The organism is Nitrosospira sp. Nsp1 (assembly GCF_900100985.1).
Classification (GTDB): Bacteria; Pseudomonadota; Gammaproteobacteria; order Burkholderiales; family Nitrosomonadaceae; genus Nitrosospira.
Map to the genome: position 1 here is coordinate 1 of NZ_FMUF01000008.1, position 16026 is coordinate 16026.

Sequence of the window (16026 nt, forward strand, 5' to 3'; positions counted from 1 at the left end):
AGCGGACCCTCGAACGGCAGCACGGTGCTCAAATGATAAACCGCACTGCCCGGATGCAATTGCTCGAAAAACCACAGCCTTTGCTGCGCAAAGGAGGCAGGAAAGATGAACGCTTCGCGGTTTACGGTATAAGGCGATCGTCCGTCTTTTTCGATAATGGCCGCTCCTTCCGAAACGAGAGCAAATTGCTCGTCTATCGTCTACTGCTGTTAAGAAATTATAGCCTCCCAAAATATAAATTCAGCCCAATCGACACTTTTTTCAAACTCATGTCGATTTCATACATTCTATACCGCTTGTATACTCCCTTATCGACACATGAGCCTGGAGAGTTTTCTGGTCTTGATAGGAAAGAGCCCGAGTGATGCCAGAGCAGTCCACCGTGGGGAGGATAGGATTCAGCCGCGCTGGAATATGCGGCATAATTCACCCTTTTTTGGTTTCGCTGCGATGAACGCTGCCCAGTTGTCGGCCTGGCATCCTGCCCCGTCTTCCGTTTCGCCCCAAGCCCGAGGGTGGCTGCTGAACCGTGGTTCACTCACTCAGCTCATCCAGCAGCATTGTTGCGGCAATTTCCGTGTCAAGCCGGTATTCCAGCGCCTGGCCGGGGTGTGCGTCGATGAACTTGCCATGATGAATCTGCGTCGAAACGAGTTGGCATTGGTGCGGGAGGTATACCTGTATTGTGGTGACACACCGGTGGTATTTGCCCATTCGGTGGTGGCGAGGGAAGATCTGAGGGGCGCATGGCGCGGGTTGAGCGGCTTGGGCAGCAGATCACTGGGTACCGTATTGTTTACCAATCCAGCGGTCGAACGTACACCGCTTCGCTTCAAAAAGCTGAATTCAACGCACCCGCTTTTCATCCGTGCTTGCCGGCATTTACAGGCAAAGCCGCCTGGTCTTTGGGCACGGCGCTCCTTATTCAGTTTGCAAGGGCAATCCATACTCGTCACCGAAGTATTTCTTCCTTCCATTCTGGAGTTGGCATAGTGACGCTCACGCAACGCCTCGGCCATTATGAAAAACTGATGCGCCTGGACAAGCCCATCGGTATTCTGCTGCTGCTGTGGCCGACATTATGGGGTTTATGGCTTGCCGCCGGCGGCATGCCCAGCATGCATATCCTGGCGATATTTATACTGGGTACCGTACTGATGCGTTCCGCCGGTTGCGTCGTCAACGACTATGCAGACCGCAATTTCGATTCGCATGTGGAGCGCACCAAAAATCGGCCATTGGCGACCGGCAAGTTGAGTTCCAAAGAAGCGCTGTTGCTGGCAGCGGGATTAAGTCTGTGCGCGTTTCTGCTGATACTGCCGCTGAACCATCTTACGCTTGCGCTGTCGGTGCTGGCGCTATTTCTGGCCGCGAGCTATCCGTTCACTAAACGTTTCTTCGCGATGCCGCAAGCCTACCTCGGCATCGCTTTCAGTTTTGGAATTCCGATGGCTTTTGCCGCGCAGACCGGAGAAGTGCCCTATATTGCCTGGCTATTGATGGTGGCGAATCTGCTTTGGGTGATCGCTTACGATACCGAATATGCCATTGTGGATAAAGTTGACGATCTCAAGATCGGGATCAGGACGTCCGCCATTACTTTCGGCCGTTTCGACGTAGTGGGCGTGATGCTGTGCCATATCCTGTTTCTGAGTACCATGATCGTCGTGGGACTGATCCAGAAACTCGGCGCTATTTATTACGCGAGTCTCATCGTCGCGCTGGGATTGGTATTTTACCAGTACCGCCTGATTCACGATCGCGACCGCGCCCGCTGCTTCAAAGCCTTTTTGCACAACAACTGGGTCGGCGCGGCGATTTTCGTTGGTATCGCGCTTGATTACCTGATAAATGAGGCCTCATCCATATGAAATACAAGGACCTGCGCGATTTCATCGCCCAATTGGAGAAGCAGGGGGAATTGAAACGCGTAACGGTCGAAATCGATCCGTATCTGGAGATGACCGAAATCTGCGACCGGGCATTGAAAGCCGGTGGTCCCGCCATCCTGTTTGAAAAGCCCAAGGGACATACCATTCCTGTGCTGGGAAACCTGTTCGGTACGCCAAGGCGCGTAGCGATGGGCATGGGGCAGGATTCGGTCGAGGCATTGCGAGAAGTCGGTAAACTTCTGGCGTATCTCAAGGAACCTGATCCGCCCAAAGGGCTGAGGGATGCATGGGACAAGCTGCCCGTCCTGAAACAGGTACTCAATATGGCGCCGAGAGAGCTTTCCAGAGCGCCCTGCCAGGATATCGTGTGGGAGGGTAAGGATGTGGATCTCGGCAGGCTGCCGATCCAGACCTGCTGGCCGGGAGATGCGGGTCCGCTGGTCACCTGGGGATTGACTGTTACGCGGGGGCCGCACAAGACGCGGCAGAATCTGGGGATTTATCGCCAGCAGGTGATCGGGCCGAATAAGCTCATCATGCGCTGGCTGGCCCATCGTGGAGGTGCGTTGGATTTTCGCGATTTTTGTCTGGCTAATCCAGGGCAGCCTTATCCGTTGGCTGTGGCGTTGGGAGCAGACCCGGCGACCATACTCGGTGCCGTCACACCGGTACCCGACAGCCTGAGCGAGTACCAGTTCGCCGGTTTGCTGCGCGGTGCAAAAACGGAGATCGTCAAATGCCTGAGCCATGATCTGCAGGTTCCGGCGAGTGCCGAAATCGTACTGGAAGGGTATATCCACCCTGGAGAAACGGCGTTGGAAGGCCCGTTCGGCGATCATACCGGCTACTACAATGAGCAGGAAACCTTTCCGGTATTTACCGTCGAGCGCATCACCATGCGGCGTGACCCGATTTATCATTCGACATACACGGGCAAGCCACCGGATGAACCGGCAATACTTGGTTTGGCGCTCAATGAAGTGTTCGTGCCACTGCTGCAAAAACAGTTTACCGAAATCGTCGACTTTTATCTTCCACCGGAAGGCTGTTCCTATCGCATGGCGGTGGTGAGCATGAAAAAGCAGTATGCGGGCCATGCCAAGCGAGTCATGTTCGGTGTGTGGAGCTTTCTGCGGCAATTCATGTATACCAAATTCATCATTGTCACTGACGACGACGTCAATATCCGTGATTGGAAGGAAGTCATCTGGGCCATTACCACGCGCGTCGACCCCGCGCGCGATACACTGATCGTGGAAAATACGCCGATAGATTACCTTGACTTCGCCAGTCCGGTATCGGGCCTGGGCGGAAAGATGGGGCTGGATGCGACCAACAAATGGCCGGGGGAGACGAACCGCGAATGGGGCACGCCAATTGTGATGGATGTTGCGGTAAAGGAGCGCGTGGACAGAATCTGGAAAGATCTGGGGTTTTAGACATGTAGCCGCAGCTTTCGCGAGTGGATCCAATTTGGGCTTGCATGCGATCTGTTATTAGACGCTACAATAGGCAATATCGCTACTTTTCCTTACCTCATGCTTCTTGATGGTGATCCCCGTCATCCCGGTTGAAGCTTGTAAACCTTACTATCTGAAATAATGGATCGCGCAAATACTGACGACGTGGCTGGTGTTGAAGAATGTAGTCCTTCCGTTGCGCTTCGTCCGGATTTCGGCGTAATCGCGGCATGGGTAAAGCCGGGTACGAGAGTACTCGATCTCGGTTGCGGTGACGGTTCGCTCATGTGTTTCTTGCGTGATACGCGTGACGTCCGGGGCTACGGCGTTGAAATTGATGACGCCAATGTTCTGGCATGTTTCAATAATGGCGTGAACGTAATTCAGAGCGATCTGGAGTCAGGCCTGCAGAGTTTCGAATCGGATTCATTCGATTATGTAGTGCTCTCCCAAACACTGCAGGCGGTCAAGAATACCGAGCGAATCGTGAAGGAAATGCTACGGGTGAGTAAAGAGGGTATTGTTTCATTTCCGAATTTCGGCTATTGGAAAAATCGCCTGCAGGTTTTAGCCGGCCATATGCCGGTTTCGGAAGCGCTGCCCTATCAATGGTTCGACACGCCCAACATTCATAATTGCACGCTTGGCGATTTTGAAGAATTTTGCAGCCAGCATGGCGCCCGCATTCTCGAACGCCGGGTGCTGAATGGCAATCATCAGAACACATTTTTGCCTAATTTGCTGGGAATGCTGGCGTTTTATCGGTTCGAACAGCAGAAGTAAGCGCAAATTTCCTTAGCTGCGATGCATTTCGGAATCCGCAGTGTCAAATTTCGCCCGCCCGGCCAGCCATACTAGAACCAGCACAGGGAGACCCAGTAACGCTGTGCCGGTAAAGAAACTGGCATAACCGTAAGCATCGACAAAGTCGCCGCTGAACCCCGCGATAAATTTTGGCAACAACAGCATCACCGAGCTGAACAGGGCGTATTGCGTGGCGGAATAGGCGGAGTTGGTCAGGCCGGAAAGATAGGCGATAAAAGCGGAAGAGGCAATGCCGGCTGAAAGATTATCGGCGGAAATGGTGAATATGAGCCCGGTGACGTCGTGCCCGCGCCCTGTGAGCCAGACAAACAGAAGATTAGTCGCCGCCGATAATACCGCTCCGAGGAAAAGCGTGCGCATAATGCCGATTTTCGCTATGAATACACCGCCGATGGCCGCGCCGGCGATCGTCATGACTACGCCATAAACCTTGGAGACTGTTGCCACTTCATCCTTGGAATATCCCATGTCGACATAGAACGGGTTGCTCATCACGCCCATCACCACATCCGAGATGCGATAGACCGCGATTAAAGCCAGAATCAGCAATGCCTGTCCGCCATGGCGCACAATAAAGTCCCTGAAGGGCGCAACCATTGCCCCGTACAGCCAGGCCAGCAGTTGCGTAAGCCGTACGCTCAGATTCCAGTGCGCAATAGCAGCCTTGGCGCGATCTTCATTCTCCGAGATGAGACGGTTAACGGGGACGTCGGGCTCCCGTATCATGAGCGTGGTAATAATCCCGACCACCATAAAGGCCGCCATCGCCAGGTAGGCAGTTCGCCAGGGAGCGTAGTCATAGGTGGCTTCCGAAGGATCTACCGCCGCTGCTATCCATAAGGCGCCGGCGGAAGCCAGAATCATCGCCATGCGATAACCTGCTTGATAGGTGGCGGCCATGGCGCCTTGAAGCCTCAGCGATACCGCTTCGATTCGATAGGCGTCCAGTGCAATATCCTGCGTTGCAGAAGCGAAGGCGACGGCCAAGGCGAAAAAGACCGTATGTGTCAAATTTTCGAGCGGATCGGTGCTCGCTATGCCGATCAGCGCGACGACAATAGAGATTTGCGATAGCAAAAGCCATGCGCGCCGTCGCCCCAGTAAACGGGTTAATAATGGCAACGGCAGACGATCCACCAGGGGGGACCACATCCATTTGAAGCCGTAAGCCAATCCGATCCAGCTCAGGTGGCCAATAGTGGAACGATCAATCCCCGCTTCCCGTAACCAGAATGACAAGGTCCCCAGTACCAGTAACAGCGGCAACCCGGCAGAGAAGCCCAATGACAGCATTCCCAACACGCGTGGGTGGGTGTAAATACGAAAAGCGTGCAGCCAGCCGGACAAGGCAGCGGGCATTAGACCAAATCCGGCATTCGAGGCAGTGCATCCAATCGATCGATTACCTGATTCGGGATCATAAGCTGTAGTCGTAGTCGATAATAAGCGGTGAATGATCGGAAAACCGCTCCGTCTTATAAATGGAAACAGCCTTGGCCTTGGCGGCAATTCCGGGGGTCGCAATCTGATAATCGATACGCCAGCCCACATTTTTTGCCCATGCCTGCCCTCGATTGGACCACCACGTATATTGCTCAGGCTCCGGATTGATTTGACGGAACACGTCGACAAATCCAAGCTCGTGAAAAACGTCAGTAAGCCAGGTGCGTTCTTCCGGGAGAAAGCCGGAATTTTTCTGATTGGATCGCCAGTTTTTCAGGTCGATCTCCTTGTGGGCAATATTCCAGTCGCCGCATAAAATGATCTCCCTGCCGCAATCCGCCAGTTGTTTGAGCATGGGAAAAAATCGCTCCAGAAAGAAGAATTTCGCGGCTTGCCGATGTTCTCCGCTGGAGCCGGAAGGAAAATAGACCGATATCACGCTCACCCGGCCAAAATCAAGGCGCAGATAACGTCCTTCCGCGTCGATCTCGGCGATGCCCAAGCCCGAGATAACGTTGTCCGGCTTACATCGGCTGTACGTGCCTACGCCGCTATATCCTTTTTTTTCAGCGCAATGAAAATGGCCGTGATAGCCATCAGGCGATACTATTTCGCGGGTAATATCAGCGGCCTGTGCTTTCAATTCCTGCATACATACGATGTCTGCTTCCTGCGTCGGCAACCATTGAAAGAACCCCTTGTTTGCCGCAGAGCGTATGCCGTTCAGGTTAACCGTTATAATTCGCATATCCATCTTCTCGGGTTCATCATTGCAATGTCCAATTTTCGCCAGGAATTTATTGAATTTGCCATCAGCCGCCATGTACTTTGTTTCGGTGAATTTAAAACAAAAGCCGGGCGGATGTCGCCCTATTTTTTCAATGCCGGACTGTTTAACGACGGCGACTCTCTGAGAAAGCTGGGCCAATTTTACGCCAAAGCCATTCTTGCCGCCCAGCTTCCGTTTGACATGCTCTTCGGCTCCGCCTACAAAGGCATTCCGTTGGTTAGCGCCATAGCCATCGAGTTGGCAGAGCGCGGGTATAACTACCCTTTCTGTTTTAATCGTAAAGAAGTGAAAGACCACGGCGAAGGCGGAAACCTCGTGGGTGCTCCCCTTGGCGGACGGGTACTGATCGTTGACGATGTGATTTCCGCCGGTACGTCAGTACGCGAATCGGTTGGTTATATTCTCGGTTCTGGCGCTGTTCCCGGTGGACTCATCATAGCGCTGGATCGGATGGAGCGCGGCAACGGGACGCTTTCCGCCATGCAGGAGGTGCATCATGAATTTGGTATTAACGGCACAAGCATTGCCAACCTGGACAGTATCATCAGTTATCTGCGGGACAGGAAGGACTTGGTACACAACCTGCGTGCGATGGAAGAATATCGCGCACGGTATGGTGTTAATCAATCGGGCGCTGCATAACTAGGCTTGCAAGGCCGGGTTGATGTGGGGTGATGCCTGCGTTCAGGCAAGTCGGCGCCCGGTTGGGGTAACCGCGCAATCGTATTTACTGCGTTTCCTCTGGCGGCAGGGTTGGCAACGTAATTTCTCCCGTGGAGTTGAAGCTTCTTCCAATAGCGAGCCCCGCTCCGCCCAGCCGCCCGTGCAGTTCGTATTCGGTTTTTGTACGATCGCCGGTCGCCAGGTCAAACGCATGACGGATAATTGCAGTCGCGGGCACGGTCACAGGCACCGTAACGACCGTTTCTCCAAAACGGGAGATTGTGCCGCGCTGATCGCTGACGCCGCTTGCGAAGCTCATTCCACGTAGATCGAGATCGAGTGCAATGCCGTCATAATCGATCGGTTTGTCGCTATGGTTCTGGATTCTGAGTTGTACCGCGAAGCGGGCTTCCATGCCCTGTCCCTCCAACGGATCAAGTCCCGCTACAGAGATCCGAAGGGGTTCCTGAGGATGCAATAAAGCGCATCCGGAAAGGATAAGCACTAACGCAGAAATAAGCAGTTTGCTACGGTTCATCCGGGTCATCCGTTTTCCGAATCCGGATCATACCTCGAATATTTCATAAGCTGTGCATTTCCGTACACCTCTGATTGAGAAGTTTGCTTCCTCTGTGCCGCGTTAGGGTATTATCCCTATCGAAGCTGGCTAGACAGTCGCCGCTTGTTTTTCAGTAATGGAAGGCAGGGGGAGGAAAGTCCGGGCTCCATAGAGCAGGATGCCGGTTAATGGCCGGCCGCCGTGAGGTGCGGAATAGGGCCACAGAGACGAGCGTATTAAGTTACGGTGAAACGCGGTAACCTCCATCCGGAGCAAGACCAAATAGGCAGGCAATGATGCGGCTCGCTGAGCCTGCGGGTAGGTTGCTTGAGCTTGCGGGTAACCGCACGCCTAGAGGAATGACTGTCCACGACAGAACCCGGCTTACCGGCCAGCTTCATTTTCTTTTGTATGAGATCAACGCCGATACAAAACAAAAAAATGGTTCTCACACAAAGCTGAGGTCGCGCGGAAGGTGATGCGCGGCTGATATTGATTGATTCGGTTTCGGTGATTGAATTCTCATTCGACTTACTGAATAATTCCACGACATAACCGCCATTTACCTTCGCCACTCCTATATGATGCCGGAGCTCAGCAATATTGCATCAATCAGCGTATGGTTGAGGTAAGTACGTAGCTGGATTGCTTGGATTGTCCCATGCCACAATCGCGGCAGTGCTGGGATAAAACACATTCAAGTCTAGTTAGCTCATCTTTTCGCAAAACGACCGGACGTACTCTATTTCCTATTCCCGGATGGTTTGTTATACAATCTTTTACTATCGTCAGCGCTGTGCGCGATGAATTTGCGAATTCGAAACCGGAGATATTATGAAGAAAATGTTTGAGTGGGCTGCTGGGCTAGCGTGTGCTACGCTCGTAGCACTGGTGGCGCTGCCAGTCCACGCCCAGCTTATGCTTGCTCATGAAGGCCATCATTCGGGAGACTGCGCCATCAAATCAGGTGCTTTTCCCGTTGCCTTCAGTGCCTATGAAAAACCCAAGGGTGCACTTCCGCCCACTCATGCGTATTGCGACCATGTTCCGGAAGTTGGCGAGTTGTATTTCACGGTGGACTTGACGGATCTCGACTCCCGGGAAATACCCATTGCAGTCCGTATGGTTATGGAAGGGCATGGAGAGGGGGGCGGAGAGCATGAGATTATGTCCATACCAGCCAAAGAGTACGCATCTGGAAGCATCACCTTCTCGCTGAACCTGGAGGAACTCGGCCAGTATGCCTTGCTACTGGAGACAGAGAAGGGCGGGAAGATGACGACAGCCGTACGCATTCCAGTACATGTCGGAGGAGGTGGAGGTCACGATGGCCATAACTCAGGCTTTGGCGCGACAGAGATCGTACTCTTACTGGGTGCCGCCGGCGCCGCAGCCTTCTTTTTCTTACGCCGTCGGACAACGAGTCCCAAAACTTCCTGACTTAGCGGTATCGAGCAGGCACAAGCTTTGCGTTTTCCATCTAGCGGTTGCCCATCATGGGTGACCCTAGCAGTCTGTCGGTGTTTTAAAGGAAATCGGCTGTAAAAGCGTCTGGGCGGTTCATATTGCGCCGCTTTTTCGGCCAATAGAATAACTATCGACCTTCAAAATTCTCAAAATCTGCCTTCACCCAATCACTTTTTCGCCGCGATTCTTCAAGTCCGACAGACTGCCAGGAACATGGAAGTCCCAAGTTTCTGCTTTTTGATTTATCGCTGATAAGCGATATCCGTCACTTTCATTGTTTGTTGGTTAGATTCGGGACCGATGTGGGGCTATCAGACTCTGCCGTAACAGGACGAAGCCTCCACAGCTGAGAAGCGAAAAGACCAAGCAATTGCTCAGAGCCTATTCGAAAATAATCTCGCGCAACTCGGCGAAAGCGCTGCCTACATGATCCATCTGTTCGCTGGTATGAACTGCGCTAACGCTGCAACGTACCAATGAGCGGCCGTCAGGTGTGGCCGGCGGTAATACTAAATTTACATAAATACCATGATCAAGTAGGCCCTTCCATAGCATCAGCGCCTGTCGCGGCGCGTCGAGTATGATTGCGATAACGGGGCTTGGCTCCGGGCCAAGCTGATAACCGAGATCATCGAGCCGAGAATAAAGCTGGTGCACATTCTTCCAAAGCTGTTGGCGTAGCTCGATGCCGTCATGCAGTAATTTGAGTGCTGCCCGGGTTGATGCGATAGTAGCTGGCGTAGGCGATGCGGTGAATATATAAGGGCGGCTGACATAGCGTAACTGATCAAGTTGCGCATGATTGCTCACGCAGTAGCCTCCAATGCCGCCGAGGCTTTTACTGAATGTACCTGTGATGAAATCAACTTTGTCGATGAGCCCTGTTTCTTCTACCAGACCCTGGCCTGTCTTGCCGAGGACGCCGAGTGAATGTGCCTCGTCAAGAAGAAGCGTGCTGCCGTAAGCATCCTTTAGTTTGACAATATCCGCAAGTGGCGCTCGATCGCCCAGCATGCTGTAAATACCTTCAACAATGATTAACGTGGAGCGAGAGCGGTCTCCCAGACGTCGGAGACGCTTTTCCAGATCCACCATATCATTGTGCCTGAACCTGATGATTTCAGCGCCGCTTAAACGGCATCCGTCATAGATGCTTGCATGGGAGTCACCATCGATGAGAACGACATCATCAACGCCAGCCAAGCCGGAGATCGTAGCGAGATTGGCTTGATATCCGGTTGTAAAGACAATACAGGAATGGCAGTGGTAAAAATCGGCAAATTCCCGCTCAAGAGCACGGTGTCCACTGTAGCTACCATTGGCCATGCGGGAACCGGTAGTGCCCGTGCCCTCGTTATCGATTGCTGAGTGCGCTGCCGCCAGACACTCCGGCGCGAAGGTAAGTCCGAGATAGTTATTCGTGCCCAGGAATAGTATGCGGCGATCGCCAATTCTTGCCTCGGTCGAAGAATAAACCTCTTCTATGGGCGTGCCAAAAACGTCAATTCCCTCGGGTAGCAGGGCTTTTCTCGCCGCAGCAACGGCATCAAGCTTATCTAGCAAACTCATTGTTGTGCAGACTTTATCTGATGGATTAAATTCGCAAGCTCGTGAACAGTCTGCACATCCGCAAGCGCATTGAGCGGAACGGAAATGTCAAACTCATCTTCAATTTCCATAACCAGATTCAGCAATTTGACAGAGTCGATCGCAAGTTGATGAATGAGATCGGTCTGCGGTGTGATTTGCGCGTCGGGCTCACAAAATTGCTTAAGGTGATGGCAAAGTTTCTGCAGAACATCGGTGTAATCGCTCGCCATGGCTGCTCGGTTTGAATTGATTTGTTTGTTAGAAATTATACCGCTTGAGGCAAGGCATCACGCAGTTGGACAGAGGGCCGCCAACCGGGAAGCGCGTGAGTTAGAGGCGTTATATCGCAAACCCAGTTGGGATGCTGTAATTCCCTGACTTTCCCCGGAGTCAGCATTGGGGAATATCGTAGCAACCGCGCCGACCATAAATTAATGGTCGCAACCAACCAAACAAGCGATGCCGGAAAGAAGATACAATGTACGGGCCGCTTCCAGACTTCCTGCGCAATTACCGCTACGGATTGACTATTGTAGCCTCCGGGCGTCCCATCATCAAGTTCATAGACACCTTGCACGGGATTCTTGGTGGAAAGCCAGCATATAACAGCCGCTACCAAATCATTAACGTGTAGCAAACCAAAACGCATTGCGCTTTGACCCACCATCGGCAACACGCCACGGCGGGTCGCTCTGAAAAGCGGACTCATTTCTTTATCACCTGGACCATAGACGGCGGTCGGACGAAAAACCGCATATGGCATCCTTTGCGAGTGGTCACTAACCAGTTGCTCAGCCATGCGCTTGCTGGCTGCATACCAGGAGAGCTCCGGTTGTCTGGCAGCCAAGGAAGATATAAGGAGGAAACGAGGCGGTGAACTCTGTTCTATTGAAGCACGCACGAGGTTGTCCGTACCATCCACATTAGTATGGACGAAATCCTTGAGAGAGCTACCGCGAACCTGCCCTGCGCAATGTACAACTGCCGAAACACCCGTGACGAGGCTCCGCAGCGCTTGGTAATTATCTAAATCACCTTCAATCCACTGCGTAAATTCATCGTCAGCCCGCGGACGCCGGGTCAAGGCCTTGACCTTCCACCCTTCCTTGATCAGTGACTGTAGCAGAACACGACCAATAAAGCCGGTGGCACCGGTCACGGCCACCCAGGACCCTGACATATGCTGGTTATTTTTCCCCGGACTCAGCAGATAGCTGGTCAGTCAATTGTGTCCGCTGTATGAAACCCTGACGTGCGGCAAAACGCGATAGCTTACCTGAGGAAGTGCGGGGCAAAGTATGCGGCGAAACCAATTCGACCAGGCAATTAACGCCAAATGCCATATATACAAGACGTTGCAACCGACTGGTGAGAGATTGACGATCTGCTATCGAGGTTAGACGGCATTCTATGACCAAAACGATCGTTGTAACATCATTAGTATCGGTTATACCAAAGGCAGACGCCTCCCGGGCTCTCACCTCAGGTTGTTGCTCGGCAAGTTCTTCTATGTCCTGTGCGCGGATATTGCGCCCGTTAACGATAATTACATCTGTACGACGGCCAGTGACATAAAGATCGCCCTCGAACAGGAAACCAAGATCTCCTGTATCCAGCCAGTTTCCGGGCTGCAGCGTTTTTTGGGTGTCTTCCGGATTGTTAAAGTAGCCCGTCATGATACTGCTGCCTTGCACCAGCACGCTGCCCACTTTTAAATCAGACAATTCCTGACCAGCATCATCGACGATCTTGACCGTGTGTCCTGGCAAGGGCCGTCCACAATTTACAAATTCGCTATATTTCCTGCCCTCCACCTGTAACCGAACCGCCATTTTTTTATCAATCAAGGTTCCAGCGTCAACCTGAATGCTCTGAAAACCTTTCCCAATTTGAGAGAAAGTTACGGCAAGCGTTGATTCCGCCAGCCCATAGCAAGGGAGAAAGGCTCGCGCATCAAAACCCGCGGGTGCAAATTTTTCCGCAAAATACCTTAAAGTATCGGGCCGGATCATCTCTGCACCGACACCCGCCGCTCGCCAACTGCTAAGATCAAGATCTTCCAAATCGGAATCGCGGACTCGCAAGGTGCAAAGTTTGAGTCCGAATGGCTGGCTAAACGCCACGGTAGCACGATTTCGACTAATCAGCCGCAACCATTGCAGAGGTCGAATGGCAAAATCGCGGGTGGCCAGATAGTCGACGGAAACCTGCGCCACCATTGGTGCCATCACCATGCCCACCAATCCCATATCGTGATAAAACGGTAGCCATGATGCGCAGCGGTCGCCAGCGCGTATTTCCAGTCCGTGCCGAACAATTCCCTGTAGATTGCTCATCAGTGCACGTTCGGTAATAATTACCCCACGCGGAGTGCGCGTGCTGCCAGAGGTGAATTGAAGATAAGCGATTTCGTCGGGGGTATTTGTCGGTAGCGCTATATCGGGAACTGCAAACTTTCCGAGTTGTTCCGGCGTGCCGACCCAGCGTAATCCCTGGGATCCCTCTGCAGCTTCGCTCAGAAAATTAATATAGTCCACATTGGCTATGGCGGCGCTCGCCTGACCCGCATCAAGCATCCCCCGCAGCTGCTGAACATATACAGCATGACTGCCAAGATTGACTGGTACCGGCATCGCAAAAGGAACCAATCCGGCATAGCGGCATGCAAAGAACAATTCTACAAATTCCGGGGTGGTATCGGCAATAATGGCCACGCGATTGCCGCTGGTCAGACCCATGCCCATCAAGCGTTGGGCTGACGTCTGGGCATTTTGCTTTAACGCCTGATACGGAAGGATCGAGCGTAGATTGCCTTTGGCATCATAGAAATTAAATCCCGCGACGCCGGCTGCCGCATATTCCAAGGCAGCGGTCAAGGTTTCAAAATCAGCTAATCGTTGATCTTGAGTGTTGTACGTCGGTGTTGGGGTTATTGCTATCGGCGACTCGTCTAATAACCGAGGATCAAACGCTTGCGTTAGCGGAGCGTTCAACTTCGCTATTGTTGAACTCAAGGTCTTCCCCTCCAAATTAATGGTCTAATCATCTTTTTGTAATGTAAGTAATCCGGTCCGAAATACAGTAGTTCTGATCGCTATCTGTTTACCGCTCGAGTTCGGAATGCTCAGCTTGAGTTTGAATCTTTATCAATTAAATACCAGGAGCTCAGGTGCGCTACCAAGATCAGTAACGGACGACATTTCTGTTGACTTCGTTGTCAACACAATACCATCCGTCATATCCATGTAGCCGTGATGCCACCATTTTCAGTCGTGTCAGGCGTCGTTTAAATAAACAGCAAGCCTTCCTTAACACAGCAAGATCGACAGGTTCCATTCTGTACGAGTTGGCGGCCAATATAAAGAGATTTTGGAGAATAGAAGAGAAATGTGTCGTTTTTTTGCAACACTACTTGAACCTGCATCTTCGGTTGGGACTGGCCACACCTGGCCTCGACCTCTTCAGCAGGCATTCTACACGAATACGACTGCCAAATGAACGAGCGATGTCATGTTCGTCATGCGGGGCTTCAGCTTGTCCACGGGCATGTTCATTACATGCTCATGGAAGGGATAGGCGGGTAGTGGGAGGAATTCAGCCTTCCTGATCGTGATAAGTGCAGATAAGTTTGAGTCCGCGCCAGGCCGCTTTACGCTTCTACCCAAGCTTTGGCATCGGTGTAGTGACCGAATACCCTGATGTCGGCATCAACGAATAGATTGGATACCCAAGCACCCCAGGCCTGCCACTGGTTCTCGGTAATTATTGCAACCCGGTTGAATTCGCTGCCGTGCGCGCGGATGAATTTGAGGTCTTCCCATGCGACATCGACAGTGTAGCCCAGCATGTCGCGCCAATCGAACAGCACATTCACTTTGCTGTCGCGCCTGGATTTGTAGAGTACCTGCTCCTCGAATTGCTTATAGTCAGCCAAGGTAAACTCACCGAAAACAGCAACGCTGATTAAATTGTCAGCTTCCTGAATGGTAATCATGGGGTAACCTCAAAAAAGCATGCAAAATTAGTCAGTGGCAAATTCGAAATCACTTTATGTGCGGCCCGATTTCGCGTCGCACAAATTCATGGAAATGAACCATGCCATCTTCCATCGGTGACTGATACGGGCCTGTTTCATTGATTCCCTGCTCGTATAGCGCGCGGCGTCCGGCTGTCATCAGCTTGCATATTTCGTCATCTTCAACCGCGGTTTCATGATAGGCGGCCTGTTCCGCTTCAATGAATTCACGTTCGAACAAGACAATGTCTTCCGGATAGTAAAACTCGACGACGTTGGTGCAGCGCTCTGTTCCCGTCGGAATCAGCGTGCTGATAATCAATACATGCGGGTACCATTCTAGCATGATGTTTGGATAGTAGAGCATCCAGATCGCACCGTACCTCGGCATTTTTCCTGAACTCTGGCGCAATAGTTGCTCATGCCATTTAGCGTAGACCGGCGTGCCGGGACGAGTAAACGCATCATTCACACCCACCGTCTGTACGTTGTACCACTCTGAAAATTCCCATTTAAGTTCAGCGGTATCAACGAAGTTGTTCAAGCCTGGATGATATGATTCGACGTGATAGTCTTCCAGGTAAACTTCGATGAAAGTTTTCCAGTTGCAGGCATATTCTTCTACCTGGACCCGTTCCAGTACATGGCCGGAAAAATCGAAATCCTTGAGAAGGCTCAGGGGTGCTAGGTCGCGCGCGATGTTTCTCTTGCCTTCAAATAGCAACCCGTTCCAATTCTGAAGCGGTGTGCTGCCAAGGTTGAGACAGGGATTTTTCGAAAAATGAGGGGCACCCAGCAGCGTGCCGCTCATATCGTAAGTCCATCGATGTATGGGGCAGACAATGTTTCTGGCATTGCCGCGGCCCTTCAGCAGCAGAGATTGCCGGTGCCGGCAAACATTGGATAGAAGTTCAATGCCGCCTTTGTTACGCACCAGAAACTTGGCATTACTCATCCATTCCCGCACATAATAGTCGCCCACATTCGGCAGCATGATTTCATGGCCGACATAGCCGGGCCCCTGGTCGAACAAAAGGTGCTTTTCCAGGTCGAGAATGTGGGGGTCAAGGTACCATTCAACCGGTAGTTGAGTCGGTGCCAGTTGGAAAACATCAACGAGATCGGCCATATTTCGTTACTTTTAGATCTTTTGAGGAATAAAAAAGAGAGTTGAAAGATTAAAAATGCTGAATAAACGCACCGGGCAAAGTGGAAAGCGCTTGCTCTCGTTCTGAAACGCTTATAATTGCCACCAAGAGATCGTTTTTGAGGGAAAGTTTCGTGGATTAATTGACCTGACCCTGCTTATTGCGTTATTTTTG

At 52.0% G+C, this 16026-nt stretch carries 15 protein-coding genes and 1 other RNA gene; 7 read left to right on the forward strand and 9 right to left on the reverse strand.

Features of this window, described 5'->3' with window-relative positions; genetic code table 11:
- The first annotated feature begins 450 nt into the window (after window positions 1-450).
- The 4 genes from BLP78_RS06675 (at window position 451) to metW (ending at window position 4135) form a co-directional block, all read left to right on the forward strand.
- Window positions 451-993, forward strand: coding sequence for a chorismate--pyruvate lyase family protein (locus tag BLP78_RS06675; RefSeq protein ID WP_090458001.1), 543 nt, complete (start codon window positions 451-453; stop codon window positions 991-993).
- Entirely contained in the window at window positions 993-1871 is an 879-nt protein-coding gene (ubiA, locus tag BLP78_RS06680; protein ID WP_090457802.1) for a 4-hydroxybenzoate octaprenyltransferase, read from the forward strand. The genes BLP78_RS06675 and ubiA overlap by 1 nt, the downstream gene beginning before the upstream one ends.
- Window positions 1868-3331 carry a 4-hydroxy-3-polyprenylbenzoate decarboxylase gene (gene ubiD, locus BLP78_RS06685; RefSeq protein WP_090457805.1) on the forward strand — a complete coding sequence of 488 codons (1464 nt, stop codon included), beginning with the start codon at window positions 1868-1870 and terminating at the stop codon, window positions 3329-3331. Before ubiA ends, ubiD begins: the two co-directional genes overlap by 4 nt.
- 162 nt (window positions 3332-3493) lie before the next feature.
- Complete coding sequence (metW, locus tag BLP78_RS06690; RefSeq protein WP_090457807.1) at window positions 3494-4135, forward strand: methionine biosynthesis protein MetW; 642 nt, start codon at window positions 3494-3496, stop codon at window positions 4133-4135.
- Window positions 4136-4147: 12 nt separating this feature from the next.
- Here the strand turns inward: metW and BLP78_RS06695 are convergent, their stop codons facing one another.
- Both BLP78_RS06695 and BLP78_RS06700 read right to left on the reverse strand, forming a co-directional pair.
- Window positions 4148-5536, reverse strand: coding sequence for an AmpG family muropeptide MFS transporter (locus BLP78_RS06695; RefSeq protein WP_090457809.1), 1389 nt, complete (start codon window positions 5534-5536; stop codon window positions 4148-4150).
- 58 nt (window positions 5537-5594) lie between these two features.
- A complete protein-coding gene (locus BLP78_RS06700; protein WP_090458002.1) occupies window positions 5595-6368 on the reverse strand; it encodes an exodeoxyribonuclease III in 774 nt (257 codons plus the stop codon).
- A gap of 27 nt (window positions 6369-6395) precedes the next feature.
- Here BLP78_RS06700 and pyrE point away from each other — a divergent pair, with 27 nt between their 5' ends.
- A complete protein-coding gene (gene pyrE, locus BLP78_RS06705) occupies window positions 6396-7052 on the forward strand; it encodes an orotate phosphoribosyltransferase (protein WP_090457811.1) in 657 nt (218 codons plus the stop codon).
- An 85-nt stretch (window positions 7053-7137) separates the two neighbouring features.
- Here the strand turns inward: pyrE and BLP78_RS06710 are convergent, their stop codons facing one another.
- Window positions 7138-7611, reverse strand: a complete 474-nt coding sequence (locus tag BLP78_RS06710; RefSeq protein WP_090458003.1) for an LEA/WHy family protein — start codon at window positions 7609-7611, stop codon at window positions 7138-7140.
- Between the two features lie 121 nt (window positions 7612-7732).
- Here BLP78_RS06710 and rnpB point away from each other — a divergent pair.
- Both rnpB and BLP78_RS06720 read left to right on the forward strand, forming a co-directional pair.
- Window positions 7733-8035, forward strand: an RNA gene (rnpB, locus tag BLP78_RS06715) — RNase P RNA component class A.
- Window positions 8036-8466: 431 nt separating this feature from the next.
- Window positions 8467-9072, forward strand: a complete 606-nt coding sequence (locus BLP78_RS06720; RefSeq protein ID WP_025040971.1) for a hypothetical protein — start codon at window positions 8467-8469, stop codon at window positions 9070-9072.
- A gap of 408 nt (window positions 9073-9480) precedes the next feature.
- Here the strand turns inward: BLP78_RS06720 and BLP78_RS06725 are convergent, their stop codons facing one another.
- The 6 genes from BLP78_RS06725 to BLP78_RS06750 all read right to left on the reverse strand — a co-directional run bounded on the left by BLP78_RS06725 (window position 9481) and on the right by BLP78_RS06750 (window position 15833).
- Window positions 9481-10668 carry a serine palmitoyltransferase gene (locus BLP78_RS06725; protein ID WP_090457813.1) on the reverse strand — a complete coding sequence of 396 codons (1188 nt, stop codon included), beginning with the start codon at window positions 10666-10668 and terminating at the stop codon, window positions 9481-9483.
- A complete protein-coding gene (locus BLP78_RS06730) occupies window positions 10665-10919 on the reverse strand; it encodes an acyl carrier protein (RefSeq protein WP_025040969.1) in 255 nt (84 codons plus the stop codon). The genes BLP78_RS06725 and BLP78_RS06730 overlap by 4 nt, the downstream gene beginning before the upstream one ends.
- 35 nt (window positions 10920-10954) lie before the next feature.
- Window positions 10955-11869 (reverse strand): NAD-dependent epimerase/dehydratase family protein, encoded by a 915-nt coding sequence (locus tag BLP78_RS06735; RefSeq protein WP_090457816.1) that lies wholly within the window; start codon window positions 11867-11869, stop codon window positions 10955-10957.
- A 7-nt stretch (window positions 11870-11876) separates the two neighbouring features.
- The gene (locus BLP78_RS06740) at window positions 11877-13703 is read right to left on the reverse strand and encodes a fatty acyl-AMP ligase (protein ID WP_090457818.1); all 1827 of its coding nucleotides are present in this window, start codon (window positions 13701-13703) and stop codon (window positions 11877-11879) included.
- Window positions 13704-14338: 635 nt separating this feature from the next.
- The gene (locus BLP78_RS06745) at window positions 14339-14683 is read right to left on the reverse strand and encodes a SpoIIAA family protein (RefSeq protein ID WP_025040966.1); all 345 of its coding nucleotides are present in this window, start codon (window positions 14681-14683) and stop codon (window positions 14339-14341) included.
- Window positions 14684-14732: 49 nt separating this feature from the next.
- Window positions 14733-15833 carry an aromatic ring-hydroxylating oxygenase subunit alpha gene (locus BLP78_RS06750; protein WP_090457821.1) on the reverse strand — a complete coding sequence of 367 codons (1101 nt, stop codon included), beginning with the start codon at window positions 15831-15833 and terminating at the stop codon, window positions 14733-14735.
- Window positions 15834-16026 lie beyond the last annotated feature (193 nt).

Bases quoted from the DNA above. Each gene is read 5' to 3' on its own strand.
- BLP78_RS06750 (WP_090457821.1), bottom strand. From the start codon at position 15,833: ATGGCCGATCTCGTTGATGTTTTCCAACTGGCACCGACTCAACTACCG.
- BLP78_RS06675 (WP_090458001.1), top strand. From the start codon at position 451: ATGAACGCTGCCCAGTTGTCGGCCTGGCATCCTGCCCCGTCTTCCGTT.
- pyrE (WP_090457811.1), top strand. From the start codon at position 6,396: ATGTCCAATTTTCGCCAGGAATTTATTGAATTTGCCATCAGCCGCCAT.
- BLP78_RS06695 (WP_090457809.1), bottom strand. From the start codon at position 5,536: ATGCCCGCTGCCTTGTCCGGCTGGCTGCACGCTTTTCGTATTTACACC.
- BLP78_RS06730 (WP_025040969.1), bottom strand. From the start codon at position 10,919: ATGGCGAGCGATTACACCGATGTTCTGCAGAAACTTTGCCATCACCTT.
- BLP78_RS06725 (WP_090457813.1), bottom strand. From the start codon at position 10,668: ATGAGTTTGCTAGATAAGCTTGATGCCGTTGCTGCGGCGAGAAAAGCC.
- BLP78_RS06710 (WP_090458003.1), bottom strand. From the start codon at position 7,611: ATGAACCGTAGCAAACTGCTTATTTCTGCGTTAGTGCTTATCCTTTCC.
- metW (WP_090457807.1), top strand. From the start codon at position 3,494: ATGGATCGCGCAAATACTGACGACGTGGCTGGTGTTGAAGAATGTAGT.
- ubiD (WP_090457805.1), top strand. From the start codon at position 1,868: ATGAAATACAAGGACCTGCGCGATTTCATCGCCCAATTGGAGAAGCAG.
- BLP78_RS06720 (WP_025040971.1), top strand. From the start codon at position 8,467: ATGAAGAAAATGTTTGAGTGGGCTGCTGGGCTAGCGTGTGCTACGCTC.
- BLP78_RS06735 (WP_090457816.1), bottom strand. From the start codon at position 11,869: ATGTCAGGGTCCTGGGTGGCCGTGACCGGTGCCACCGGCTTTATTGGT.
- BLP78_RS06745 (WP_025040966.1), bottom strand. From the start codon at position 14,683: ATGATTACCATTCAGGAAGCTGACAATTTAATCAGCGTTGCTGTTTTC.
- BLP78_RS06700 (WP_090458002.1), bottom strand. From the start codon at position 6,368: ATGCGAATTATAACGGTTAACCTGAACGGCATACGCTCTGCGGCAAAC.